Origin of the sequence: Streptomyces sp. V2I9, assembly GCF_030817475.1 — a bacterium.
GTDB lineage: Bacteria > Actinomycetota > Actinomycetes > Streptomycetales > Streptomycetaceae > Streptomyces.
In genome coordinates, this window is record NZ_JAUSZJ010000002.1 from 5,698,551 (window position 1) to 5,722,613 (window position 24,063).

Consider the following 24,063-nt stretch of genomic DNA (forward strand, 5'->3'; position numbering starts at 1 on the left):
CGGATAAGCTCGGCACGGGCTGTCCCCTGCCGGGGGCAGCGGCTGTCGTGGGGGAAGGCGATCGTCCGATGTCCGAAGCGTCAGGGGCCAGTCCGCTCGGAGGCCGCCGCCTGCTGGTGGTGTCGACCAACTACGCGCCGGAGCTCACCGGCATAGGCCCGTACGCGGCGCAGCTCGCCGAGCACTGGGCCGCGTCCGGCGCCCGCGTCCGCGCCCTGACCGGCATGCCGCACTACCCCTCCTGGCGGCTGGAGGACGGTTACCGGGGCGTCTGGCGGACGGTCGAGATACGCGGCGGCGTCGGCGTGCACCGACGCCGGCACTATGTGCCGCCCCGTCAGACAGCTCTGAAGCGCGCGGCGTTCGAGGCGAGCGTCCTGGCGACCGGGCTGGTGGCCCCGCCGCCGGGACGGCCCGACGCCGTGATATCCCAGATGCCCACCCTCGCCGGAGGCGTCATCGGAGCCCGTATCGCCCGCCGCCACCGCGTCCCCCACATACCCGTCGTCCAGGACCTGATGGGCGCCGCCGCCGCACAGAGCGGCATCCGGGGCGGGGGCAGGGCCGCGGCCGTCGCCGCGGCGGCCGAACGGTACGCCCTGCGCGGAGCCGCCCTCGTCGGGGTCATCCACGAGAGCTTCGTCCCCGGCGTCCGGGCGCTCGGCGTCGACCCCGGACGCATCCGGATCGTCCCCAACTGGACCCATGTGCAGGGCCCCACCGCCGACCGGGCCACGACCCGGGCCCGGCTCGGCTGGCCCGAGACCACCCCGGTGATCCTGCACTCCGGCAACATGGGGCTCAAGCAGGGCCTGGAGGTCCTGGTGGACGCCGCCCGGCTCGCCCCGGACGTCCGCGTCGTCCTGATGGGCGACGGCAACCAGCGCGACGCCCTGCGCGCCCGCGCCGAAGGGCTGTCCAACGTGGACTTCCTGGAGCCGGCCGGGGCCGAGGAGTTCACCGACGTCCTCGCCGCCGCCGACGTCCTCGCGGTCACCCAGCGCGCCTCGGTCCTCGACATGAGCGTCCCCTCCAAGCTCACCTCCTACTTCACCTCCGCCCGCCCCGTGATCGCGTCCGTCGCCGACGAGGGCGGCACCGCCGACGAGGTCCGCCGCTCGGGGGCCGGGGTCCTCGTCGCCCCCGAGGACCCGGCCGCCCTGCTGGAAGCCGTACGGAAGCTGTCCGAGGACCCGGCGGCCGCCGACGCCCTCGGGGCCGAGGGCCCCCGCTACGTCGCCCGCCACCTGAGCCGGGAAGCGGGCCTCGCCCGCTTCGACGCCCTGCTCGCCGAGGTCCTGCCGGACACCCGAGGAAGCCGCCGCCGATGACACCGCAGCACCGCACCCCCGACGAGCAGGACGAACCGGCGCTCCTGCGCGATCAGTTCCGCCAACTCCTGCGCTACCGCTCACTGCTGGCCACCGGCGTCGTCATCGGCCTGCTCGGCGGCGGCTACCTCGCCCTCGGCGGCGAGGACACCTACACGGCCACCGGCGAGGTGCTCGTACGCTCCGCGATCTCCGACCCCTTCGCCGCCGGAGCCACCGCCGACAAGGGCATCAACATCGGCTCCGAACGCCAGACCGCCGTCAGCGACACCGTCGGCACCCTCGCCGCCGGAACCCTCCTCAAGGCGGGCGACGACGTGACCGCCCAGAAGCTCCTCTCCGGCCTCCAGGTCACCAATCCGCCCAACACCCTCACCCTCCGCTTCTCCTACACCGCCACCGACCCCGAGCGGGCCCGCGCCCGCGCCGAAGCCCTCGCGGGCGCCTACCTGACCCACCGCAGGGCGCGGACCGAGGAGAGCATCCAGAACATGTCCGACGGCTACCGGGCCCAGCTCCGCCCGCTGGAGGAGAAACGCGACCTGCTGGAGGAGCAGACCGGCGGCACGGCCGACGACGTCACCAGCGCCCGCGCCAACATCATCGTCTCCATCTCCGAGCTGAGCCGGAAGATCTCCGAGCTCAAGGCCCTGGACACCACGCCCGGTTACCTCAACAAGAAGCCCGTCGCCCCCACCTCGCCCACCGGGCCGGGGCTGCCCCTGCTCCTTGGGCTCGGCGGCGTCGTCGGTCTCGCCCTGGGACTCCTGCTCTCCTGGGTGCGCCTCGTCTTCGACCCCGCCGTACGCTCCACCCGCGAGCTCGTCCACTCCCTCGGCGCGCCCCTGCTCGGCACCCTGCCCCGCGAACGCACCGCCTCCGGCGGCCTGCTCGCCATCGGCCGCGGCAGCTCCCGGCTGGCCGAGGAATACCGTGCGGTCGCCTTCCGGCTCGCCTACGACCCGGCGTTCGCCGAGAGCCGCCGGCTCCTGGTCACCGCGCCGCGCGGCGACAACGCGGCGGCCGCCGCCGCTGCCGCCAACCTGGCCGCCGCCTTCGCCGAGATGGGCCGCGACGTCCTGCTCGTCGAGGCGGACCTGCGCACCCCCGCCCTCGTCCGCGACCTGGGCAGGGCCGCCCACGAAGTGCGCCCGCCGCGCTGGGCCGCCGAGGAGGGCGACCGCACCTGGCCCAGCGGCGGCCGCACCAACGTGGACGTGCCCGGCTCCGGTGCCTTCGCCCTGATCCCCGGCACCACCGCCGACAACGTTCCGCGCACCCTGACCTCCCCGTCGGTCGGCCGCATCGTCGCCGAGGCCGACCGGCCCGGCAACGTCGTCATCGTCCTCGCCCCGCCGGTCCTCTCCTACGCCGACGCGGTCGCCCTGGTCGACCGGGTGGAAGGCGTCATGATCGTCTGCGACCCGCGCGAGGTGCACCGCAGCGACCTCGAACGCATCCGCGAGATCATCGGCGCCTCCGGCGGTTCCGTCCTCGGCGCGCTGCTCCACCCGGGCCGGGGACGCCTGCGCCGGGCCGAGCGCCGCGCCGCCTCCACCCGGCGCCGCCGCTCCCGCGGCGGGGACGACGACGGCGGAGCACCGTCCGCCGGGGCCGGCGGGCCCGAGCTGACCGGCGATCCCACCGAGACCCTCGGCCTGCGCGCCTTCACCCAGCCGGCCGCGCCCCGGTGAGAGCCCGCACCGCCGTCCTCTGCTCGGTCGCCGACCAGGGCGTGGCGGCACTCACCAACATCCTGGTGCTGGTGGCCGCCGCCCGTCTGACCACCGTCTCCGACTTCGCCCGGTTCTCCGCGGTCTACCTGGTCTTCACGGTGCTCCTCGGCGTCTCGGGCGCGTACACCGGGCAGCCGCTGGTCCTCCTGCGCGGCGCGGGGGAGGAGACCCGGAGCGCGTGCCGCTCCGCCGTCGCCTTCACCGTCCTCGCCTCGGCCGCCCTCGGCGCACCCCTCGCGGCTCTCTGCGCGCTCCTCCCCGGTGACACGGCCCGCGCCCTGGCGATGCTCGGCCTCGTCCTGCCCGTGGTGCTGGGGCAGGACGCCGTACGGTACGCCTTCTCCGCGCTCCGCCAGCCCCATCTCGCCCTGGCTTCCGACCTGGTGCGGCTCGCCGGCGTGATCGCGGCGCTCTCCGCGCAGACGTACGGGGCGGCACCGGCGCGCCTGATCGCCGTCTGGGGCCTCTCCGCCCTGCCCGCCCTCCTGCTGTCCGCCGCCCTCCTCCACCGGGCCACCCCGGGGGCCCCCGTACGGCTGCGCCCGATGCTGCGGCGCGGCTACCTCGGGCAGCGCTTCACCGTCGAGTTCGGCGTGGGCAACGCGACCGGCCAGCTCTCCGTCCTCGGCCTCGGCGCGGTCGGCACCCCGTTGCTGGTCGGCGCGCTGCGCGGGGCCACCACCCTGTTCGGCCCGCTCAACGTGCTCTACACCTCGGCCACCTCCTTCGGCCCCCCGCTGCTCGGCCGCATAGCGGGCGAACGCCGCCGGGTCCGGGCCACCGCCGCCCTCGCCGCCGTCCTCGCGGCGACCGCCGCGCTCTGGGCCACCGCGCTCGCCCTGCTGCCCGACACCGCGGGCCGTCAACTCCTCGGTGACACCTGGCCCACGGCCGCCGCCCTGCTCCCGGCCACCGGCAGCCAGTACGCCGCGATGGCGGTGGGCACCTGCGGCCTGCTCGCCCTGCGGATGCTCGACCCGCGCACCACACTCGCCATCCAGGTCGTCTTCTCGCTCGCCGCCGTGGCGTTCCTCGCGGGCGGCTACGTCGTCGGCGGCATTCCGGGCGCGGCCTGGGGGCTGTTCCTGGGCTCGCTCTGCAAGGCGGCGGCCACCTGGATCAGGGTGGCCCGGCTCCGCCGCCGGGGGCCGCACACGGCCGGCGCCGTCAGCGCCGGCGCCGCGCCCTCTGCTCCCTGAACGTGCTCAGCAGCAGCAGGCACAGCGCCGCGATCGCCAGCTTCCCCGCCGCCTGGAGCAGCGGGCCGCGCAGCAGGATGAAGGTGTACCCGGCGATCAGCGGCGCGGCGATGGCCAGCACGCTGCCCGGACCCGGCCCCGCGCGGGTGACGGCGCGTGCGTACCGGCGGTCGGTCCGGGCCGCCGCGTAACCGATCAGCGCCATACCGCCGACCATTCCGGCCGCGCCGGCGTCGACCCAGAACTCGGTCCACAGCGGGGCCGAGAGATTGGTCATCCGCAGCCCCATCCACTGGCCCACCCGGACCCCGGTGTCCTCCGGCTTGCCGCTCCACAGGGCGCGCGGCACGAAGAACAGGGCGGAGCCCGACAGTTGGCGCCCGTAGGTATGGCCTCGGGTGTCGACCCACGAGATGGTGTTGGCGAACATCACCATCTGGTCGTAGTCCTTGGTCACCAGGGGCTCGAAGACCGAGGCCGACTGCGCGGGCCGCTGCCCCGCGTCGTCGTACCGGAACTTGTCCGCGTACGGGAACACCACCAGCGCCCCCACCACCCCCGTCGCCAGCACCGTGCGGTAGACCGCCGCGCTGCTCGGGAGCGCGGTGAAAACGAACGCCAGCAAGACCGTCAGGAACCAGTAACGGGCGTTGGAGATCGGGTTGTTCACCACCAGGTTCAGAGCCGCCAGGGCCACCCACACCAGTACCGTGGACGGCGCGCGCCGGGCCCGGCGGGAGGTGGCCAGGCGGCGGGTGTAGAAGAGCAGCGCCAGCAGCGCCGGAACCTGGCCGAAGCCCTTGAGGAACGCCGAGCCGACGTTGGACCCCTCCGCGGCGACCCCGGTCGCCGCGACGGTCTCGTTGATCTCCTGCCGGCTGGAGAAGAAGACCGCGGGGCCGCCGACCTTCAGGACGTAGAACGCGCTCGCGGTGAACGCCAGCAGCACCAGCAGCCGCAGCCGCACGGGATGGGCCACGGCCGGCCCCCAGCTCCGGGCCGAGGGCCTGCGGCGGCGCAGCGGGCGCCGGGAGGCCAGGAGCGCGCCCAGATCGTAGGCGGTGCACCCCACCAGCACCATCGAGATGGCCGTGATCAGGTCCTGGCGCGGTCCGACCATCGGCGTCGGCGTCTGCCCGATCACCACCTGGGCGAACGGGGCCACGCCCATGGCGATGTACACGAACATCCAGAAGACGCCCTGGAGCAGCCGCCGCCGGGTCGAGAGGATCATCGTCGCGAGCCGGGCCCCCGCATAGCAGGTCAGCACCAGCTGGAGCCAGTACGCGGTGTCCCGCACCCCGGTGCCGGGCTGAGCGGCGATCACGGCGGGCAGGAAGCAGACCAGCCCCAGGATGAGCGGCACCGCCACCGCCCGCGACAGCATCGCCCAGGCGATCGGCCGCTCGGTCGTCCCGTCGGCCTGGCCGGCCGTCCTCGCGGGGACCTTCCCGTGCGACGGCGCGGACGCCGACGTGTGCACCGACGTCATGCGCCCCCCAGGGATCAGTGAACCGCTGAACACTCTAACGAATCACCCCACTTGAGGAGAGCCGATGACTACCCTGTGCATACATGGCCGCAGTTGAGGGGAACTCTGGTGAAGATTCTGCACATCGTCACGCTCCACACCCCGGACCACGCCTTCGGCGGCCCGACGCGGGTGGCGTTCAATCTCACCAAGGTCCAGCGGGCGAACGGCGATGACGCCCGTGTCATGGCGCTCGCGGACGACTTCCCGGACGGCGAACTGCCCGGCCAGGTCGAGGGAGTTCCGGTCCATCTCTTCCAGGCCCGGCACGTGCTCCCGATGTTCGAGGTCAGCGGGATCACCTCCGCCTCCCTCCTGCGCACGGCGTACCGCATGATGCGCGGCGCGGACCTCGTCCACGTCCACCTGATGCGCGACCTGGTGACGCTCCCCGCGGCGCTCCTCGCCCTCGCGTCCCGAACGCCCCTGGTCGTCCAGACCCACGGCATGATCGATCCCACCGAGAAGAGGGCCGCCCAGCTCACCGACGTGCTCGGGGTCCGCAAGGTGCTGCGCGAGGCGGACGCCGTCCTGCACCTCACCGAGATGGAGCGGGTCGACGTGAACGCCGTCGCCGCCCCCGTCCCGCTCACCCGCACCGTACGGCTGGTCAACGGCGTCCGTCCGCAGGAGCGCAAGCCTGCCCGCGACCCGGGCAGGCCGCCCACCGTGCTCTACCTCGCCCGCGTCCAGGAGCGCAAGCGGCCCGAGGACTTCATCGCCGCGATGCCGCACGTCCTCGCCCGCCACCCCGAGGCCCGCTTCGTCCTGGCCGGACCGGACACCGGAGCGCTGGACGGCACCCTCGCACTCGCGCGGAAGCTCGGCGTCACCGGCTCCCTGGACCACGTGGGGCCGCTGGAGCACGAGGAGGTCCTCGCCGCCGGACGCGAGGCCGACGTGTATGTGCTGCCCGCGATCGAGGAGCCCTTCCCGGTCTCGGTGCTGGAGGCGATGTCGGTCGGCACCCCGGTCGTCATCACCCGCACCTGCGGGCAGGCCCCGGACGTCGCGGGGGCGGGGGCGGGCCGGGTCATCGACAGCCGGGTCGGGGAGGACGCGGCCAACGCCCGGAAGGTCGCCGACGCGATCCTGGAACTGCTGGAGCCGGAGGCCGCCGAGCAGGCGGGCAAGGCCGCCTGGGAGCTGGTGAACGAGCAGTTCACCATCGAGGCCGTCACCGCCACCCTCCGGCAGACCTACGAGGGCGTGGTCCGCCGGAGGCGGGGGTGACCGGCGGTACGGTCAACGCATGGGCTTCTCACGTGACTTGAGGGAGATCTGCCAGCGGTAGAAGCTCATCGCCAGTGCGAAGTCCAGACCCGCCCGGCCATCCAGGAAGCCCCGCTTGTAGAGGTACATGTAGGCGAAGGACACCACCGGCTTGAACGGGGCCTTGTGGAACAACTGCCCCTGACGGGACTTGACCTGACGCACCTGCTCCTTGACCCGGGGGTGGTGCTCCAGCCACGCCTCCCAGTCCGAGTAGCGGTTGTGGCGCTCGAACCAGGCGGTCACCGGGTCGAGGTCCTGGTGCTCGATGGGGTGGCTGAACGTGCCCACGCTCGGCGCGACCGGCTGGTAGTGGCCCTCCACCTCACCGATGCCCGGCGCGTCCAGGTCCCCGACCTCCGGGTAGTGGCAGCGGGTCCGGTCGGTCAACGACCGCTTGCGGATGGTGTATCCGTGCCGCAGCCGCTTCCCGGAGAACCAGTAGCCGAGCGGTATGTCGTACGCGGCCGGCTTCGGGGCCGCCGGATCGCGGAAGGTCTGCCGCAGTTCGGCCAGCAGGCCGGGGCTGAGCCGCTCGTCGCCGTCCAGGAGCAGGATCCAGTCCAGATCGGTGCGGACGTTCTCCAGGCACCACTGCTTCTTGCGCGGATGGCCCCCGTCCCAGGTGTACGTGACCACCTCGGCCCCGCATTCCTCCGCGATCTTGACCGTGTCGTCGGTGCTGTGGGAGTCCACCACCACGACCGCCTCGAAGTGGCCGAGCACGGATCTCACCGCCTCCGCGATGTTCAGCCCCTCGTTCTTCGTGGGGATCGCCACGGCTATCGGGAGCTTCGGCGTACCTGAGGTCATCCCCGGTCTCCTTCGGGCAGCCAGGCGTAGCAGCCTGTGGAGGTGAACGTACGGGCGGACTTCGGGATCGTGATCTTCCGGGACTTCCCGGTGGCGGAGGTGTCCGCCGCCAGTTCCTCGCCGCCCGCCCCGGCGATCCGCCAGGAGCAGTCGGCGGTGGGGGAGACGGAGCGGTAGACGCCCGGCCGGAGACTCTTCCCGGTGTGCGTGCCGTCCGGGTAGGCGTACGCCGCCTCGTCCACCAGGTCCTGGTGCTGGGGGCAGAGCCCGGCGACCGCGCCCGCGGCGTCCGGGATCTCCTCGGTGGCGACGGCCCCGACGGCGGTGTCCCGGTCGGCCTTGACCAGGTAGCGGAGCTTGTCGCAGGTCTCCTGGCCGGTCTGGAGGACGGCGGCCGGGTCCATGCCCTTCGGCACCCGGTCCGCCAGGTACTCCTTCTGCTTCTTCGTGAAGGTCCCGGTGGCCGGGGTGATCGCGTCGGACGGGGTCTTCGGACGAGCGGCGGGCCCCCGGGCCTCCGGCTTCCCGTCGGGCCCGGTGGGCTCGGCGGAGGGCGGGGTGGGGGTGCCGTCGGGCGTGCCGGGGACGGTGGGCCCGGAGGCCGCGGGGCGCCGGGCGCCCGCGGCCTCCGGGTCGTTCCCGTCCGCGGACGAGCCGCAGGCGGCCAGCGCCGCCGTCAGGACGACGGCGGCGCAGGCCAGGAACGGATTCCTCATGAGATCAGCCGTTCCTCAGTGCGTAGTGCGCGCTGACCTGGGAAGCGCTCAGCGTGGTCGGGTAGACGGCGGTCTCGTCGATCTGCCCCTCGAAGAAATTGCTGGTCGGGCGGCTGGGCCAGCCGGAGAGGCTGTCCCCGCCGACCCGCCAGTAGCCGGGGAGGTTCTCGTTGCCGGAGACCAGGATGTTCGACGCCCGTGCCTGCCCGTCGACGTACAGCGTCATCCCCTGCCCCAGGGGCCCCTGGGTGGCGACGACGTGGTGCCACTGGCCGTCGTTGTAGGCGCCCGAGGTGGTGACGGTGCGTGCCCCGCCGCTCTGCACGCCGAACACGAGCCGCCCGTCGTTGCGCATGTAGACCTGCTTGTCGTGACGGGTGCTGTTCTCCTGGGTGAGGTTCCCGAAGCCGATGATCTTCCCGCCGCGGGTGGTGGTGGTCCTGATCCAGGTCTCCACCGAGAACCGGGGCGGCGCGGCGTGCAGCCGGTTGCTGTACGCGTACTCGGTGGCGCCGTTGAAGCCGATCGCCGTCGAAGGCCCGGCGACCGCCGCCGGGGTCTGCCGGTAGGCGGGGCCGTTGCGCAGGAAGCCGTTGTTCAGGTTGTCGCTGCTGTCGTGCGCGAACGTGGACGTGCCCTCGTCGTAGCGCCAGTAGAGGCTCGCACCGTCGGACCTGACACGGGCCGGGTACGCCTCCGTCGAACTCGCCACGGTGGCGGACTGGGCCGGGGACTTGGCGCTGGTGTTGGTCCCGTCGCTCGCGCTGATCCGGTACGAGTGGGTCTCGCCCGGCGCGACGTCGGTGTCCGTCCAGGTCAGCTGGGGCCGGTCCCAGAAGACCGAGGAGGCGGTCGTCGTGTGGACCGGGGTGCTGGAGCCGTCCTTGTAGATCCGGTAGGTCAGCTCCCCGTCGTCGGTGTCGAAACTGGTCTGCCAGTTCACGTCGATCCGCCCCGACGTCAGGGTGGACAGGCTGACGTTGGGCACCCAGGGCGCGCCCGTGTCGGGACCGTCCGCGAACCGGGTCAGCCCCTGCTGCGGCTTGCCGTTGACCGTGGTGAACTCGCCGCCCACCCACAGGTGATCGCGGCCGCCACCGCTCACCGTGGTCAGCACGCGGGGGCCGACCGGCTCGCCGATGCCGTCGTTGGTGTCCGGGAACCAGGGCAGCAGCTTCGGGTCGTCGACCGACTGGGCCAGCAGGTGCTTGCGCGGCTGGTCCGGGAAGGCTCCCATGCTGGAGCAGTCGTGGGCGTGGCTGCCGCTGTAGAGCACACCGGAGTGGACCGCGACGGCCTGGGTCGCGCCGAGGCAGGTGTCCCGCCAGCGCTGCTCGAAGGTGTTCAGGTTCAGGGCGATGCGTCCGTCGAACACGCCGCCGCCGGTTCCCTCGTTGCCGGTGTAGAAGCCGGTGGCGTCCGTGGTGATGTCCTGGACCGTGGAGTTGTTGTGGATGAACCCCGGATACGCCTTGGTCAGCTGACCGGTGGTGGCGTCGACCACGGCCAAGGCGTGGGTGGTGGTGCCGTTGATCCGGAAGAAGTCCCCGCCGAGCAGCACGTGCTGTCCGTCCGGGGTGACCTCCACGGCCCGTGCGACCTCGTCGGCGTTGGCCGTGAAGGGCAGCAGGGAGGCTCCGGTGGTGACGGCGGCGAAGCTGTTCCTGGTCTGCCCGCCGACGCTGGTGAAGTCGCCGCCCAGGTAGACCGTGTCGTCGGTGACGGCGAGGGCCCGCACGGTCGCCGTCACGGAGATCTTGAAGTCGTTGCGCGGGGTGCAGGTCTCGGTGTCGATCGCCGCGATGTTGCTGACGCCGACCCCGTTGACGGCGCCGAACTGGCCGCCCGCGTACAGGGTTTCACCGTCCGGGGAGAGCGCCAGGGCGCGGACGGTCGCGGTGCCCGAGGAGATGGTGAAGGAGAGCGAGCAGTCGGTGGGCGCCCCGGTCGCCGCGTCGAACGCGGCGAAGTTCACCGCGGGCTGTTCGTCGGTGCCGGGGGCCGCGGTGGGGGGCCGCAGGGTGGAGAAGGTGCCGCCCGCGTAGACGACGCCGTCGCCGGCCGCCATCGACCAGACGATGCCGTTGGTCTGCCAGGTGGTGAGGTCGTCCGCGGTGATGGCGACCGGTGGTGTCAGCGCCGCCGCCGGAGAGGACCCGGCCGCGGTCGCGGTCAGGGCTCCGGCCAGCAGGCCGAGAGCGAGGGAGGCGGCCCGCACACGGCCGCGTCCTCCGCTTCTCTGCCCCGTACTTCCGTTCATCATTCAGCTCCGAAGGTGAGATTCGAGCTGCGGCCGGGAGGCCGCGGATGCTGCCCCGCCCGACCGGCCGCGGGGACGGTGCGTCCCGTCGCCGGTCGGGGCGAGTGGGTGGACGGGGCGGGAGCCCCGTCCGTGGCCGGCGCGGAGAGCTCCACCGAGGGGTCGGTGGAGTCGGCGGTCGCGCCGGAACTCTTCCCGGACCCGGGCGCGGGAAGCGCCGGGCCGGGAGCCAGGGGTGGCCGCGGACCCGGTGGGGGAGGCGGCCGTGCGTTCCAGTGACAGCGGTAAGGGGATCGGGGCCCGGTGACGGAGCCGGCCGCCGGGGGCACGGGGCACGCGACGGCCGCGCCCGGTCATCTGTCCACCCGGACCGCGGCCCCGGAGAGCTGGTCCTCCAGCCGGCGGATGTCGGCGTCGACCATGATCCGGGCCAGTTCCCGCGACTTCACCTCGGGCTTCCACCCCAGCAGCTCCTCGGCCTTGGAGGCGTCGCCGATCAACGCGTCCACCTCGCTCGGGCGTTCGTACTTCGGGTCGTACCGCACGTGCTCGGCCCAGTCCAGACCGGCGTGCTCGAAGGAGAACTCCAGGAACTCCCGGACGCTGACGCCCTCACCGGTGGCCACCACGTAGTCGTCGGGGGAGTCGCACTGGAGCATCCGCCACATGGCGTCCACGTACTCCGGCGCGTATCCCCAGTCCCGGACCGCGTCCAGGTTGCCCAGGTGCAGCCGGTCCTGGAGTCCGGCCCGGATGCGGGCGACGGCGCGGGTGATCTTCCGGGTCACGAAGGTCTCGCCCCGGCGCGGCGACTCGTGGTTGAAGAGGATGCCGTTGACCGCGAACATGTCGTACGCCTCGCGGTAGTTGACCGTGGCCCAGTAGGCGTAGACCTTCGCCACGCTGTACGGGCTCCGCGGGTGGAACGGCGTCCTCTCGTTCTGCGGGGGCGGGCTGGCACCGAACATCTCGGAGGAGGACGCCTGGTAGATCCGGGTGTGGATGCCGCTGGCCCGTACCGCCTCCAGGAGCCGGACGGTGCCGAGTCCCGTGACGTCCCCGGTGTACAGCGGTGCGTCGAAGGAGACCCGCACATGCGACTGCGCGCCCAGGTTGTAGACCTCGTCGGGCTGGATGTCCCGCAGCAGGTTCACCAGCGCCACACCGTCGGAGAGGTCCGCGTGGTGCAGGACGAAGGAGCGCTCCGGCTCCTCGGGCCCCTGGTAGATGTGGTCGATCCGCTCGGTGTTGAAGCTCGAGGAACGGCGTATGAGCCCATGCACCGTGTAGCCCTTGTCGAGCAGGAACTCGGCCAGATATGAGCCGTCCTGGCCGGTCACCCCGGTGATGAGCGCGGTCTTCGCCACGATTCCCCCTTCTCTGCTGATCGCCTCGACGGCGGTGTTCTCCGATATTTCGGAATTGAAGCGTTCTGCGGCGAAACATCCCCGCAGCCTCTTTCTGCTGGCACAATCCGAGCCATGACGACCGAACTCCCCGTCCTGACCCAGGAATCCGCCCGCCCCCTACTGCGGCCCGGCTCCCGCATATTCGTCGCGGGCCACCGAGGTCTCGTCGGCTCGGCGGTGGCCCGGCGCCTCGCCGACGACGGCCACGAGGTGGTCACCCGCGGCCGCGACCGCCTCGACCTGCGCGACGCAGCGCGGACCGAGACGTATCTGCGGGAGGTCCGCCCGGACGTCGTGGTGCTGGCCGCCGCCAAGGTGGGCGGGATCATGGCCAACAGCACGTATCCCGTGCAGTTCCTGGAGGACAACCTGCGCATCCAGCTCAGCGTGATCGCCGGGGCGCACGCGGCCGGGACCGAGCGGCTGCTCTTCCTCGGCTCCTCGTGCATCTACCCCCGGCTCGCACCCCAGCCGATCCGCGAGGACGCCCTGCTCACCGGGGAGCTGGAACCCACCAACGAGGCGTACGCCCTCGCCAAGATCGCCGGGATCGTCCAGATCCAGTCCTACCGGCGGCAGTACGGCGCCTCCTACATCAGCGCCATGCCCACCAATCTCTACGGCCCCGGCGACAACTTCGACCTGGAGACCTCGCACGTCCTGCCCGCGCTGATCCGCCGCTTCCACGAGGCCCGCCGGGACGGGGCGCCCGAGGTGACCCTGTGGGGCTCCGGGTCGCCGCGCCGCGAGTTCCTGCACGTGGACGACCTCGCCGCCGCCTGCGTACGTCTGCTGGAGGCGTACGACGGGGACGAGCCCGTCAACATCGGCTGCGGCGAGGACCTCACGATCCGCGAACTCGCCGAGACCGTACGCGAGGTGACGGGGTACCAGGGCGAGATCGCCTGGGACACCTCCAAGCCCGACGGGACGCCCCGCAAGCTGCTCGACACCACCCGCCTCACCTCCCTCGGCTTCACGCCGAAGATCCCGCTGCGCGACGGCGTCGCCCGCACCTATGCCTGGTGGCTCGACCGGCTTCCCGCCGGAAGCTGACCGTTCGCCGCCGCGAGGTGCCTCGCGGCGGCCAGCCGGGGGTGCTTCTCGCATCCGCACGCCCGCTGTTCTCAGTACGCCCCGCGGCCGTCGGCGACGGCGCGCACGGTGCGGGCGAGAAGTCCCAGGTCGGCGGCTACCGACCAGTTGTCGACGTACCAGAGGTCCAGCGAGACGGTCTCCTGCCAGGACAGGTCGGAGCGTCCGCTCACCTGCCACAGACCCGTGAGCCCCGGCTTCACCGCGAGCCGGCGATGCTCCCGCTCGTCGTAGCGTGACGCCTCCTCCGGCAGCGGCGGCCGCGGCCCGACGAGCGACATATGACCCAGCAACACATTGATCAGCTGCGGGAGTTCGTCGATCGACGTCCGCCTCAGCATCCGTCCGACCGGCGTCACCCGAGGGTCGCGGCGGATCTTGAACAGCGGTCCGTCCACCTCGTTGGCCGCGGCGAGCCGCGCCTTGTGGCGCTCCGCGTCCGCCACCATCGTGCGGAACTTCCACATGGTGAACGGCCGGTTGTGCCGCCCCTGCCGGACCTGCCGGTGGAAGACCGGGCCCCGCGAGGACACCCGTACGCTCAGCGCCACCGCCAGGAGCAGCGGAGCCAGCGCCAGCAGCCCGAACAGGGCGGCGGTGCGGTCCAGCGCGTTCTTCACCACCGCTTGCGGGCCTCCGCGCAGGGGTGGCGCTATGTGCAGCAGGGTCAGCCCGGCCGCGGTGACGGGACGCACCCGCTCGGCCGCCACGCCGGGCAGTTCCGAGACCACCGACAGGGCGACGCCCCCGTCGTGCAGCCCCCAGCCGAGCCGGCGCAGCCGGTCCCCGGTCAGCTGCGGCCCCGGTGCCACCAGCACCAGGTCCGCCGCGTGGGCGTAGACCCCGCCGAGCACCGTCGTGACGTCGTCGTCGGCCGGGCAGGACGCCAGCCGTCCCGGCACCTGCACCCCCTCCAGCTCCAGCCGGCCGGGCCCCACCGGTATGGCGGCGACCAGCTGATAGCCGTGATCCGCGCGGGAGTCGAGCAGTTCGGCGGCCCGTTCCACGCAGGACGCCCCACCCACCAGCAGCACCCTGCGGACCCGCCGGCCCCGGCTGGCGGAGCCGGGCCACGCGCGCAGTCCCGTCGCCGCGGCGGCGACGAGCAGCCCCGGCGCGACGGCCACGACCGCCGTGGCCGGATCGACCGGGCTGCCCGCGGCCGTGTGCAGGACGGCCAGCAGTCCGATCAGGACGAGCCAGTCCCCGACCGCTTCCACCGCGCCGCCCGGCTCGGTCCCCGGCCCCGCCGCGTACCGCCCCCGCACCGCGCGCATCCCGGCCCACAGCAGCCCCGCCGTCACGGCGGCGGCCACCGGGCGCGGTTGGTCACCCGCGCGCAGCAGCAGCCAGGCCGGACCGGCCAGCCCGAGCAGCTCGGTCAGCGAGGTGAGCGCCGGTCCGGTCGCGGACCCGCGCCGGGCCGGAGCGCGGCCCGTCTCCTCGCGCCGAGGCCCCGGATCCCTGAACTGCCGCTCCAGTGCGGCTGTCGTACGGTTCCGGGAGGCGGTCCGAGGGCGTGGCGCGCCCCGGAGCCCCACCGGCCCGGACAGGTCGGTATCAGGTATTTCGACATGCCCCATGAACCCCCCAGTCACAGTCGCACCCCCACAAACGGGACGCATCCGCCGATCCCATGGACTGACGGATGCGCCCTCGCTCGGTGCACGATATCCACACACGTGCCATTTCGCTGGAGTTCTCGTGAAGTTCAGGCGGCTCCGGCCAGACTCCTCCGATCGTCCGTAACCGTCCGATGTCGCCACCCGAGGAAGGAAACTGACGGGCCGCCAGGCCGGTAAGCGCTTGTGCCCGGCGGTGTCGGCGGGTGGGTGGTGGAGGCTCTGCCTCCGGTGCTTCCCGGCGGGAGAGCGTGAACCCCCTGGCGGGGAGGTGTGCCGGGCCGGGGACGCGCGCTCTCGCGCCGCTTCCGGAAGCCGTGCGCGGGGTGCGGCGGCGTCGCCGTGCGCCCTCCGTGCGCCTCCGGGCGCGCCGGTGGTCCGGCGCCCCGGTGCCAACGGGCGGGGCTGCTCCGATAGTTACCGACGTCACAGTGGTGTCGGCGGCGAAAGATGCGAGGGCCGGTGCGGCCGGCGGTGCGGGTGGAGGGGGGCGGCGCGCTCGGGACGAGCGCCGTTCTCGGTGTCAGCGCACTCCGTCGGGCCGGAACTGCACGCTGATGCGGGCTCCGACGGCGCGGGCGGTCTTGGGTACGGCGTGCTCCCAGGTGCGCTGACAGCTGCCGCCCATGACGATCAGATCGCCATGGCCGAGCCGTCTGCGGACGGGTGCGGGGCCCGGCCGGCGCGGGCGCAGCGCCAGGTGCCGCGGGGCGCCCAGCGAGAGGATCGCGACGATGGTGTCCTCGGTGCTTCCCCGCCCGATGGTGTCCCCGTGCCAGGCGACCCCGTCGCGCCCGTCGCGGTAGAAGCACAGCCCCGCGGTGGTGAACGGTTCGCCCAGCTCGGCCGCGTAGTGGCTGCCCAGCTCGGTGCGGGCGGCCTCCAGCGCCGGATGCGGCAGGGGGTCGCGCCGGCCGAAGAAGGCCAGCAGCCGGGGGACCGCCACGACGCGCTCGTACATCACGCGCTCCTCGGCCCGCCAGGCGACGTCGCGCACCAGGGTCTCGAACAGCGTGTCCGCGCCCTGGAGCCACTGAGGAAGCACGTCGATCCAGGCCCCCTGCCCCAGATCGGTGCGCCGCAGGCCGCTCAGGGGGCGGGTGGCGACCTCGGCCTCCTGGTCGAAAAGCGAGCTTTGCAGGTGTACGGCCATGGGGCGAGTGTACCGCTATTCGAAGAGGTGTTCGAATGTGTGTGGATGGGGCGGGATCTGCGACCGGGTGGTCAGTGCCGTGCGGGGCGGGCGCGCCGCGCGATGTGTGCGGGCCGTCCGGCCGCGGCGTGCCGGACCAGGGCCGCGCAGACGAAGGCGGTCGCCCCGGAGGCCAGTGACCTGATGAGGGAGTCGTCCCGTGCGCCGGACGCGAGGGCGATGACCAGTGCCAGGGCCAGGGTGATGGCGGGGAGCGCACGGGGGCCCCGCGTGGTGCCCGGTACGGCGGGCGGCGGCAGCAGCCAGGTCGCCAGGCCGTAACAGGCGCAGGCCAACAGTGTGGCTCCCAGCACTTCGCTGGGCCGGTGGCCGCCCATGGCCGAACTGGCGGCGGCGATACAGGCGAGCCAGAGGACACCGACCGCGGCGACATACGGGCGGACGCGGGGGGAGACCACGAGGACGGCGGCGAGGGTCAGCGCGGCGGGGATGGCCGTGTGCCCGCTGGGGAAACCTTGATCAAGGAGATTCTCCGGCGCGCCCACCAGGTCGGGGCGGGGCAGGACGGTCGATTTGAGCACCTCCTTGCCTCCGGTCGTGAGAAGGACGACCCCGAGCGCCGCGCACCCCTGCCGCCAGCACCGCCGCGCCAGGGTGAGGACCACGATGACGGCCAGGCCCACCATCAGGGTGGGCTTGGCGCTCAGTTCCATCGGCGGCAGGGGTGTCGAGCCGTAGGCCGCTCCTGACAGGGGGTAGATCCACGCTTCTTCGCTCCCCTTGGTGCTCAGGTGGAACAGGGCGTTCTCCGCTCGCTGCCCCCACGGGGTGCAGACGGCGAGCAGGTAGACCGTCAGGAACCCCAGGGTGTACAGCAGGGCCGGCATCCACGGCCGTGCCGTACACGGCGGGCCGGGCTCGTCGGGGGCCACGGGGTCCTGTCCCGAGGCCACCGGCCGGTGCGCGGGCAGGGACAGGGAATCGTGCTGAATCATCGCTCTTGTTTCTTCCGTCGGGGGAGTGCGGTCCCGCACGCCTTCCGGCACGACGTGGGCCGCCGGGCTCGGCGGCCCACCGGGGGCCGTCGCTGTCAGGTGAACGCCTGCCCCTGCCGGCGCCGGGCGGCGATCGCCAGGACGGGGAGGGGGGCGACCAGCAGGATGAGGACGACCAGGTCCGGAAGGGACCGCATGAAGGCGTCGGGCCGGACGACGATCGCCTGCACGCGCACGAGCGCGCACGTTGCGACGGGGATCAGCCACCGGTGGTCGCCGGTGGCGGCCGTCGCCACCCACGCGGCGATCAGCGCGGTGACTTCGAGGACGAACAGGCCGCGCTGGAAAGCCGGACTGACGGCGATGATGTGCAGGCCCCCGGCCACGAACATGGCGAGCGCCACGGGGGCCAGCCAGCGGTACGAGCGGCGTCGCAGACGGCTGGGACGGCAGAGTGCCAGCACGGCGCACGCGGCGCACAGCGCCCCCGACAGCACCAGGTCACGGGCGGCTATCGGGGCGCCGAGACCGTAGTACCCCAGGCCCGCCTTGCCCTCGTCGCCGAAGAGGGTGCGGCCGTGGGACGTGGCGCCGGCCCAGATCATGGCCGCCGCGGCCGGCAGCGCGATCCACGGTCTGCCGCGCAGCAGGGCGATCAGGCAGCCCAGCGGGAGCAGCCCGTAGGGCAGCAGCCGGATCTGCGTGGGACCTTCGGCCCACGGGTACCAGCCGGAGAACCGGAAGGCGATGGCGTGCTCTCCGGGATCGATGCGCAGGGCCCAGTGCCACACATCCTGCAAGTACGGAACCAACGCCAGCGCGGCGAGGGTCAGGGCGGCCAGATGGATGCCGTCCAGCCACCACGGCCGGGCCGGGTCGTCGGCCACGGCGCGGGCGCGGGCCCGCAGTCCGGCGCGCACCAGGGCGGTGACTTCCCGCAGCGGGGGCCGGGAGCGGCCGGGATACGCCTCGGACAGGCAGGCCAGCACCTCCTCTCCCTGCCGGGAACGGTAGGGCTCGGGGTAGGCGGCAAGCAGCAGACGATTCATGCCGGGGCCGCTCCGGCATTCCGCGCGTGTCCGATGACGACGGCCGCCGCCTGCTGCATCCGCAGCGCCTCCCGGCCGACCGCCTCGGTGCCGTCCTCGGTGAGCCGGTAGTAGCGCCGCGCCCGCCCGTCCACGATCTCCTCATGGCCGGCGGCCACCAGCCCGGCCCGCTCCATCCGCTCCAGCGCGCCGTAGAGAGTGCCGACGGCGATCCGGAGCCGCCCGTCGGTGGCCCGTTCAGCAGCCTTGATGATGCCGTAGCCGTGCAACGGGCCATCCATGAGCGCGGCAAGGATGAAGTACTGCGGTTCCGTCAAGGGCGGGCTCTGTCTGGTCATGGGGCGAGCATATATCGAGACACGGAGTATATCTGTCGGCCATGGGTGATGGCCGTCAGCGCCTCCGCGCCCGCGGCGGGCGTCACCCGCTCCCGGTCGGCCGGTTCTCCGAAGGCGGCCGCGCCGCCCGCGGCTCGGCGACCCCGTGCGGGCCGCGGGCGCGAGCGGCCCGCACGGCGGTGCTCACCGATAGGATCACGCTCGGGTCCTGATCATCGATCACGGCTCAACAGCCGCTGGAACAGCGGGAATTCGCTCGTTCGAGCCGTTGCGGACATCGCGTTCCCGCCGGCGGCCGGAACGCCCGGAACACCGAGTGAGTGGAGTGGCAGTCGTGCGTGGAGGCAGCATCGCCGTGGTCGGCGGCAGCATCGCGGGATGCGCGGCGGCTCTCGCCGCTTCCCGCGGCGGGGCCGAGCGGATCACCGTTCTGGAGCGTGCGGATGACCGGCTCCGCGACCGAGGGGTGGGGATCGCCCTCCACGGCGACCGGTACGAGGAGCTGCGGGAAGCCGGATACGTGGCGCCCGAGATGCCCTGGGCACCGCTGACCCGGCGGGTGTGGAGCGTGCGCGACGGCGAGGCGGGCCACGGACGGGTCGTCGGCGAGCAGCCGTTCCCCTTCCGCGCCTACAGCTGGGGCTCGCTCTGGAGCGAGCTGCGCCGCCGGGTGCCCGAGGGGGTCTCCTACCGGTCCGGCGCGGTGGTCGCCGGGCTGGAACCCGACGCCGACGGCGTGACGCTGCGGCTCGCGGACGGGTACGAGGAGCGCTTCGACGCCGTGATCGGGGCGGACGGGTACCGCTCCGTCGTCCGTGAGGCCATGTTTCCCGGCGCGGACGCCACGTACGCCGGATACATCGGCTGGCGCGGGACGTCGTCCGAGGTCGCGGGCCTTCCTTCGGACGGCCTCGACGCGCACAACATCGTCTTTCCCGGCGGCCACTGCATGATCTACCGCATCCCGGACGGCCTCGGCGGGCACCGGCTCAACTGGGTGCTCTACACCGCTCCCCCGGAGGCGGACGGCCTCCACCCCGACCTCAGCACCCCCACCTCCCTGCCGCCGGGCCGCCTCACCTCCCAGCTCACCGAGCGGCTTCGTGCCCTGGTCGCCGACAACTTCCCGCCGTACTGGGCCGCCCGAGTGCTCGGCACCCCCGCCGAGACCACCTTCATCCAGCCCATCTACGACCTGGAGGTGCCGCACTACACCTCGGGCCGCATGGCCCTCGTCGGCGACGCCGCCAGCGTCGCCCGGCCGCACATCGGCGGCGGCAGCGTGAAGGCGCTCCAGGACGCCACCGCCCTGGAGGCCGCCTGGACGGCGGGCGACGACTGGACGGAGGTTCTGGAGCGCTACGACGCCGCGCGCGGCCCCGTCGGCTCCGCCATGGTCGCGCTCGCCCGCCGGATGGGCGACGCGCAGGTCGGGAACACGCCCGACTGGACCGTCATGGACCGGCCCGGCTTCGACGCGTGGTGGCAGGAGCAGAACAGCGGCTCCGACCGGCGCAGCGGCTTCGGCGGACACAGTATGAAGGCCGGGCAGGCATGAAGGCCTGGTAGGGAGGAAGGCCGGGTAGGGAGGAAGGGCGGGAGCGCCGGGTAGGGAGGAAGGCGGGAGTGGGTGGCGGGCAGGGGCGCGTGCCCGTCGCCGTCCGCCCCGTCCCCGTGTCGCGGCCGTCCTGCCGCTTGCCCGCTCCTCAGGCTCCCGTCGCCGTCAGTTCCAGGGCGGTGTGCAGCGCGGTGGCGTCGGCGCGGGCGTCCTCACCGGCCAGGCGCAGCGTCATCCGTCCCGAGGTGAGGACCGTGAGGGTGCGGGCGCGCTCGACGGCCTGCGCGGGGCTGGGGGAGACCAGCAGGACGGCGAGACCCTCGGCCGCCAGCGTCGCCACCAGATCGTGCACCTGCCGTACGAGCACGGGCGCGAGGCCCTCCGTCGGTTCGTCGAGCAGCAGCACCCGCGGCGAGCCGAGCAGCGCGCGGGCCAGCGCCAGCATCTGCTGCTCGCCGCCGGACAGATCCTTGCCCCGGCTGCCCCGCCGTTCGCCCAGGCGGGGCAGCAACTCCAGAACCCGCGCAGGGGTCCATACGCTGGGGCGGGAGGTGTCGCCCCGGCGCGGCGGGCGGTGGGACAGCCGCAGGTGCTCCTCCACCGTGAGCCCGGCGAACACCCGCCGCCCCTGTGGCACGAGCCCGATCCCGGCCCGCGCGATCCGGTGCGCCGGCTGCCCGGTCACCTCGCGGCCGTCGAGGCGTACCGTTCCGGCGCTCGGGCGCATCAGCCCGGCGACGGTGTGGACGAGCGTGGTCTTGCCCGCGCCGTTGTGGCCGACGACGGCGTGGACCGTACCGGCGGCGACCGACAGGTCCAGGCCGTGGAGAACGGTGCCGCCGTGGTAGCCGGCGGTCAGGCCGGTGAGTTCGAGCATCGGGCCTCGGTCATCCTCTCGCGTCGGTGGGGGAGGGGCACACGGTCGGGACGCCCCCGGCCCCCGCGCCGCCCGAGCCGGCCGTCGAGCCGGTGGCGTCCGGGGCCGCCGAAGGGTCCGTGCCGTGGTACGCCGCGCGGACCTCCGGATGGGCCAGCACCTCCTGCGTCGGACCGGTGAGGAGGACCTTTCCCGCGGTCAGCACCGTGACGGAGGAAGCGAGTTGGGCGACCACCTCGACATGGTGCTCGACCAGGACGACCGCGACGTCCGACGGCAGGCCGCCGACGATGCCGAGGAGCCGGCCGATGTCGGCGTCGGTCAGCCCCGCAGCCGGTTCGTCCAGGAGCAGCAGCCGGGGATCGCCGGCCAGCGCCGCGGCGAGGTCGAGCATGCGGCGCTGCCCGTGCGAGAGCGTGGCGGCCGGCCGGTGGGCGAGGTCCGCGAGACCGACCGTCTCCAGATGGCGGCCCGCCGACTCCTGGTGCAGGCGGTAGCGGGACGGGCTGCGCCAGGCGCCGCGACGCCGCGGGTGGTGCGGCCAGCCGGCCAGCACGACATTGTCGAGTACCGACAACTCGGCGATCACCGGCGGCTGCTGGAAGCTCCGGGCGATGCCGAGACGGCTCCGGCCGGCCGTCGCCGTACGGGTGATGTCGGCGCCGTCGAGGGTGATCGTGCCGTGGTCGGGCCGCTCCGTGCCCGCGATCAGGTCGAGCAGGGTGGTCTTGCCCGCGCCGTTGGGGCCGATCACGGCGTGCCGGGCGCCCGGCGGGAGGCGCAGGCTCACGTCGTCCACGGCGGTGAGCGTGCCGTACCTGCGGGTGAGCCCGTCGAGGACGAGGATCGAAGGTGCCGCCGCGGGCGGTGCGGGTGTCATGGGGAGACCTTCCCTGCGGGGTCCGGGGCGGGCGGTGAAGGCTGGCGGTACTCGGTCACGGGCCCGGTGGCCCGCGGAGTACCGGCGGCGCTCGGCGTACCCGGAGCTCCGGGAACACCGGGCGTGGCCGACCTGCCGGGTGACGGACCGCTCCCGCCGCCGGAGCCGCCGCGCAGGCCCGCCAGACCGCGCGGCAGCAGGTACACGGTGGCGGCGAAGAGCACGCCGAGCAGCAGCGGCCCGTGGCCGGGCCAGGAACCGGCGACCCAGTCACGGGTGGCGACGATGAGCCCCGCGCCCAGCAGCGCGCCGATCACCGACGTCGTACCGCCGATGACCACCGCGAGCAGCGCGAACGCGGCGATCTCGAACCCGACGTCGGCGGGGGCGAGATACTGCTGCACGGTCACCATCAGCGAACCGCCCACACCGGCCAGCGCGCCCGCGCAGACGTGGGCCACCAGCAGATAGCGCCCCACCGGGTGCCCGGAGGCGCGCATCCTGGCCTCGGCGCCTCGCGTACCGGTCAGCAGCTTTCCGGCGGGGGAGCGCAGGACGAGCAGGGTCAGCGTGACCGCGACGGCGGCGACGACGAGCGCGTAGGTGTACAGCTCGCTCTCCTCCACCATCCCCTCCCCGCCCCACAGCGCCCGTGTGGCCGGGAAGCCGACGAGACCGTCGGCGCCCCCGGTGACGGACTTGAGCTGGTTGACGACCGCGCCGGTCAGCTCACCGATCGCGAGCGTGATCATCAGGACGGTGGTGCCGCGCGCCCGGATCACCGCGGGCCCCACCAGCGCGGCGAAGACGGCGGAGGCGAGCGCGGAGAGGACGATCTGGACCGGGCCCACGGTCCACCCGGCCTCCGCGAGGTTGGCGGTGGCGTACGCGCCCACGGCGAAGGGTGCGGTCTGCCCGAGCGTGGGCAGTCCGGCGTATCCGGTGAGGACGGTGACGCTGACCGCGAGCAGCCCCAGGGCCAGGGCGGAACCGGCCAGCGAGATGCTGTACGAGTCCAGCAGGAACGGCAGCGCGATCAGCACCGCGAGCAGGGCGAGCAGCGGGGCGGCCCGCCGCCACGCGGGCCCGCCGGGCAGGCGGCCGGTCCGGGCCGACCGGTCGCTCGCGCTTTCGCCGGGAGTGGCACCAACCCCTGTCGCACCCCCGGCCGTTGCTGTTCCGGAAGCACCGGAAGCACCGGAAGCACCGGAAGCCGTGGGGGCGTCGGCCGCCCCTGGTGCCTGCGCCGCCGGGACTGCCTCCGCCAGGCCCGCCGCCCCGCGCGGCCCACGCCGCAGCCGGGCCGCGAGGTGGCCCCGGAGCCGGGCGACCGGGTCCGGGGCCGGGCCGCCGTCGCCGTGCGCCGCCGCCAGTTCCGCGAAGCGGGCGCGCAGCACCAGCACCGCCGCCATCGCCGAGAAGAGCAGGTACGGCGCCAGCGCGGGCGCCACCGCGACCCCCAGCGTCTGCACCTCGCCCACCGCCACCGCCGCCGCGAGCGTCGCCCACAGCGAACGCAGCCCGCCGAGCACGACCACCACGAGCGACAGCATCAGCACGTTCTCGGAGGTACCGGGACCGGGGCCGATGATCGGGGCGCCGAGCACACCCGCCGCCCCCGCCAGCGCACCCGCCGCCGCGAGGACGCCGGTGTGCACCGCTCGCGGGCTGTGACCGGTGGCCGCGAGCATCTGCGGGTCGTCGGCGGCCGCCCGGACCGCCGCGCCCATCCGGGTCCGCGTCAGCACCCAGGTCCCGGACGCCGCGAGCAGCACGGCCATCACGATGAAGCAGAGCCGGTACGCCGGGTAGCGGTGCCCCAGGAGCGAGACCGAGGAGTCGAGCGCCCCGGGTACGCGGACCGGGAGTTCGTCCGCCCCGAAGAACTGGATGAGCAGGTCACCGCCGATCAGGGCGAGCCCGAACGTGAGCAGCGCCTGCGCGAGATGCCCACGCCGCGCCAGCGGGGCCGTCGCGGCGGACAGACCCGCCCCGGCGACGCACGCCGCCGCGGTTCCGGCGGCCAGTCCGAGGGCCAGGCCGCCCCAGGTGCCGTCGCTCAGCTCGGCCCCCGTGTAGGCGCCGATCGCGTACAGGGTGCCGTGCGACAGGTTCAGCACCCCGGCCGTGCCGAAGGCGAGGCTCAGCCCGGCGGCGACCACGAACAGCAGCAGCCCGAAGGCCACCCCGTCCACCGCCGGTACGAGGTGGGCGTCGAGGAGATCCATG

19 protein-coding genes are annotated in these 24,063 nt (G+C 73.5%); 6 read left to right on the plus strand and 13 right to left on the minus strand.

The features are described 5' to 3' along the window. The first annotated feature begins 68 nt into the window (after positions 1-68). Genes QFZ71_RS24930 through QFZ71_RS24940 form a run of 3 tightly spaced genes read left to right on the plus strand, consistent with a single transcriptional unit; the run spans position 69 to position 4,266 of the window. The gene (locus QFZ71_RS24930; RefSeq protein WP_307670389.1) at positions 69-1,331 is read left to right on the plus strand and encodes a glycosyltransferase; all 1,263 of its coding nucleotides are present in this window, start codon (positions 69-71) and stop codon (positions 1,329-1,331) included. Further along, positions 1,328-3,025, plus strand: coding sequence for a lipopolysaccharide biosynthesis protein (locus QFZ71_RS24935; RefSeq protein ID WP_307670390.1), 1,698 nt, complete (start codon positions 1,328-1,330; stop codon positions 3,023-3,025). The genes QFZ71_RS24930 and QFZ71_RS24935 overlap by 4 nt, the downstream gene beginning before the upstream one ends. After that, complete coding sequence (locus tag QFZ71_RS24940; RefSeq protein ID WP_307670391.1) at positions 3,022-4,266, plus strand: hypothetical protein; 1,245 nt, start codon at positions 3,022-3,024, stop codon at positions 4,264-4,266. Before QFZ71_RS24935 ends, QFZ71_RS24940 begins: the two co-directional genes overlap by 4 nt. Here QFZ71_RS24940 and QFZ71_RS24945 read toward each other — a convergent pair. Further along, positions 4,235-5,758, minus strand: a complete 1,524-nt coding sequence (locus tag QFZ71_RS24945) for a hypothetical protein (RefSeq protein ID WP_307670392.1) — start codon at positions 5,756-5,758, stop codon at positions 4,235-4,237. The two genes, QFZ71_RS24940 and QFZ71_RS24945, sit on opposite strands and share 32 nt — an antisense overlap. A gap of 108 nt (positions 5,759-5,866) precedes the next feature. Here QFZ71_RS24945 and QFZ71_RS24950 point away from each other — a divergent pair, with 108 nt between their 5' ends. After that, positions 5,867-7,030, plus strand: coding sequence for a glycosyltransferase (locus tag QFZ71_RS24950; protein WP_307670393.1), 1,164 nt, complete (start codon positions 5,867-5,869; stop codon positions 7,028-7,030). Between the two features lie 12 nt (positions 7,031-7,042). Here QFZ71_RS24950 and QFZ71_RS24955 read toward each other — a convergent pair whose 3' ends face one another. The 4 genes from QFZ71_RS24955 to gmd all read right to left on the minus strand — a co-directional run bounded on the left by QFZ71_RS24955 (position 7,043) and on the right by gmd (position 12,225). Further along, positions 7,043-7,882, minus strand: coding sequence for a glycosyltransferase family 2 protein (locus QFZ71_RS24955; RefSeq protein WP_307670394.1), 840 nt, complete (start codon positions 7,880-7,882; stop codon positions 7,043-7,045). Next, the gene (locus QFZ71_RS24960) at positions 7,879-8,598 is read right to left on the minus strand and encodes a hypothetical protein (protein WP_307670395.1); all 720 of its coding nucleotides are present in this window, start codon (positions 8,596-8,598) and stop codon (positions 7,879-7,881) included. The genes QFZ71_RS24955 and QFZ71_RS24960 overlap by 4 nt, the downstream gene beginning before the upstream one ends. Positions 8,599-8,602: 4 nt before the next feature. Continuing rightward, positions 8,603-10,861 (minus strand): LamG domain-containing protein, encoded by a 2,259-nt coding sequence (locus QFZ71_RS24965; protein ID WP_307670396.1) that lies wholly within the window; start codon positions 10,859-10,861, stop codon positions 8,603-8,605. A 350-nt stretch (positions 10,862-11,211) separates the two neighbouring features. Next, entirely contained in the window at positions 11,212-12,225 is a 1,014-nt protein-coding gene (gene gmd, locus QFZ71_RS24970; protein ID WP_307670397.1) for a GDP-mannose 4,6-dehydratase, read from the minus strand. Positions 12,226-12,339: 114 nt separating this feature from the next. Between gmd and QFZ71_RS24975 the strand changes: the two genes are divergently transcribed. Beyond that, positions 12,340-13,323 carry a GDP-L-fucose synthase gene (locus QFZ71_RS24975; protein ID WP_307670398.1) on the plus strand — a complete coding sequence of 328 codons (984 nt, stop codon included), beginning with the start codon at positions 12,340-12,342 and terminating at the stop codon, positions 13,321-13,323. A gap of 71 nt (positions 13,324-13,394) precedes the next feature. Here QFZ71_RS24975 and QFZ71_RS24980 read toward each other — a convergent pair whose 3' ends face one another. The 5 genes from QFZ71_RS24980 to QFZ71_RS25000 all read right to left on the minus strand — a co-directional run bounded on the left by QFZ71_RS24980 (position 13,395) and on the right by QFZ71_RS25000 (position 18,519). Beyond that, positions 13,395-14,945 carry an exopolysaccharide biosynthesis polyprenyl glycosylphosphotransferase gene (locus QFZ71_RS24980; protein ID WP_307670399.1) on the minus strand — a complete coding sequence of 517 codons (1,551 nt, stop codon included), beginning with the start codon at positions 14,943-14,945 and terminating at the stop codon, positions 13,395-13,397. Between the two features lie 562 nt (positions 14,946-15,507). Beyond that, a complete protein-coding gene (locus tag QFZ71_RS24985; RefSeq protein ID WP_307670400.1) occupies positions 15,508-16,137 on the minus strand; it encodes an alpha-ketoglutarate-dependent dioxygenase AlkB in 630 nt (209 codons plus the stop codon). 71 nt (positions 16,138-16,208) lie between these two features. Next, complete coding sequence (locus QFZ71_RS24990; RefSeq protein WP_307670401.1) at positions 16,209-17,132, minus strand: phosphatase PAP2 family protein; 924 nt, start codon at positions 17,130-17,132, stop codon at positions 16,209-16,211. A gap of 95 nt (positions 17,133-17,227) precedes the next feature. Beyond that, the gene (locus QFZ71_RS24995) at positions 17,228-18,181 is read right to left on the minus strand and encodes a hypothetical protein (RefSeq protein WP_307670402.1); all 954 of its coding nucleotides are present in this window, start codon (positions 18,179-18,181) and stop codon (positions 17,228-17,230) included. After that, complete coding sequence (locus QFZ71_RS25000; protein WP_307670403.1) at positions 18,178-18,519, minus strand: PadR family transcriptional regulator; 342 nt, start codon at positions 18,517-18,519, stop codon at positions 18,178-18,180. The genes QFZ71_RS24995 and QFZ71_RS25000 overlap by 4 nt, the downstream gene beginning before the upstream one ends. Before the next feature lie 334 nt (positions 18,520-18,853). Here QFZ71_RS25000 and QFZ71_RS25005 point away from each other — a divergent pair, with 334 nt between their 5' ends. Next, complete coding sequence (locus QFZ71_RS25005) at positions 18,854-20,077, plus strand: FAD-dependent monooxygenase (protein ID WP_307670404.1); 1,224 nt, start codon at positions 18,854-18,856, stop codon at positions 20,075-20,077. Positions 20,078-20,225: 148 nt separating this feature from the next. Here the strand turns inward: QFZ71_RS25005 and QFZ71_RS25010 are convergent, their stop codons facing one another. From QFZ71_RS25010 to QFZ71_RS25020, 3 genes are read right to left on the minus strand one after another with little or no spacing between them, the layout of a single operon-like run. Further along, positions 20,226-20,954: an ABC transporter ATP-binding protein gene (locus QFZ71_RS25010; protein WP_307670405.1), complete on the minus strand. Its 729-nt coding sequence runs from the start codon at positions 20,952-20,954 to the stop codon at positions 20,226-20,228. Positions 20,955-20,964: 10 nt separating this feature from the next. After that, a complete protein-coding gene (locus QFZ71_RS25015; RefSeq protein ID WP_307670406.1) occupies positions 20,965-21,834 on the minus strand; it encodes an ABC transporter ATP-binding protein in 870 nt (289 codons plus the stop codon). Beyond that, entirely contained in the window at positions 21,831-24,062 is a 2,232-nt protein-coding gene (locus QFZ71_RS25020) for an ABC transporter permease (RefSeq protein WP_307670407.1), read from the minus strand. Before QFZ71_RS25020 ends, QFZ71_RS25015 begins: the two co-directional genes overlap by 4 nt. Position 24,063 lies beyond the last annotated feature (1 nt).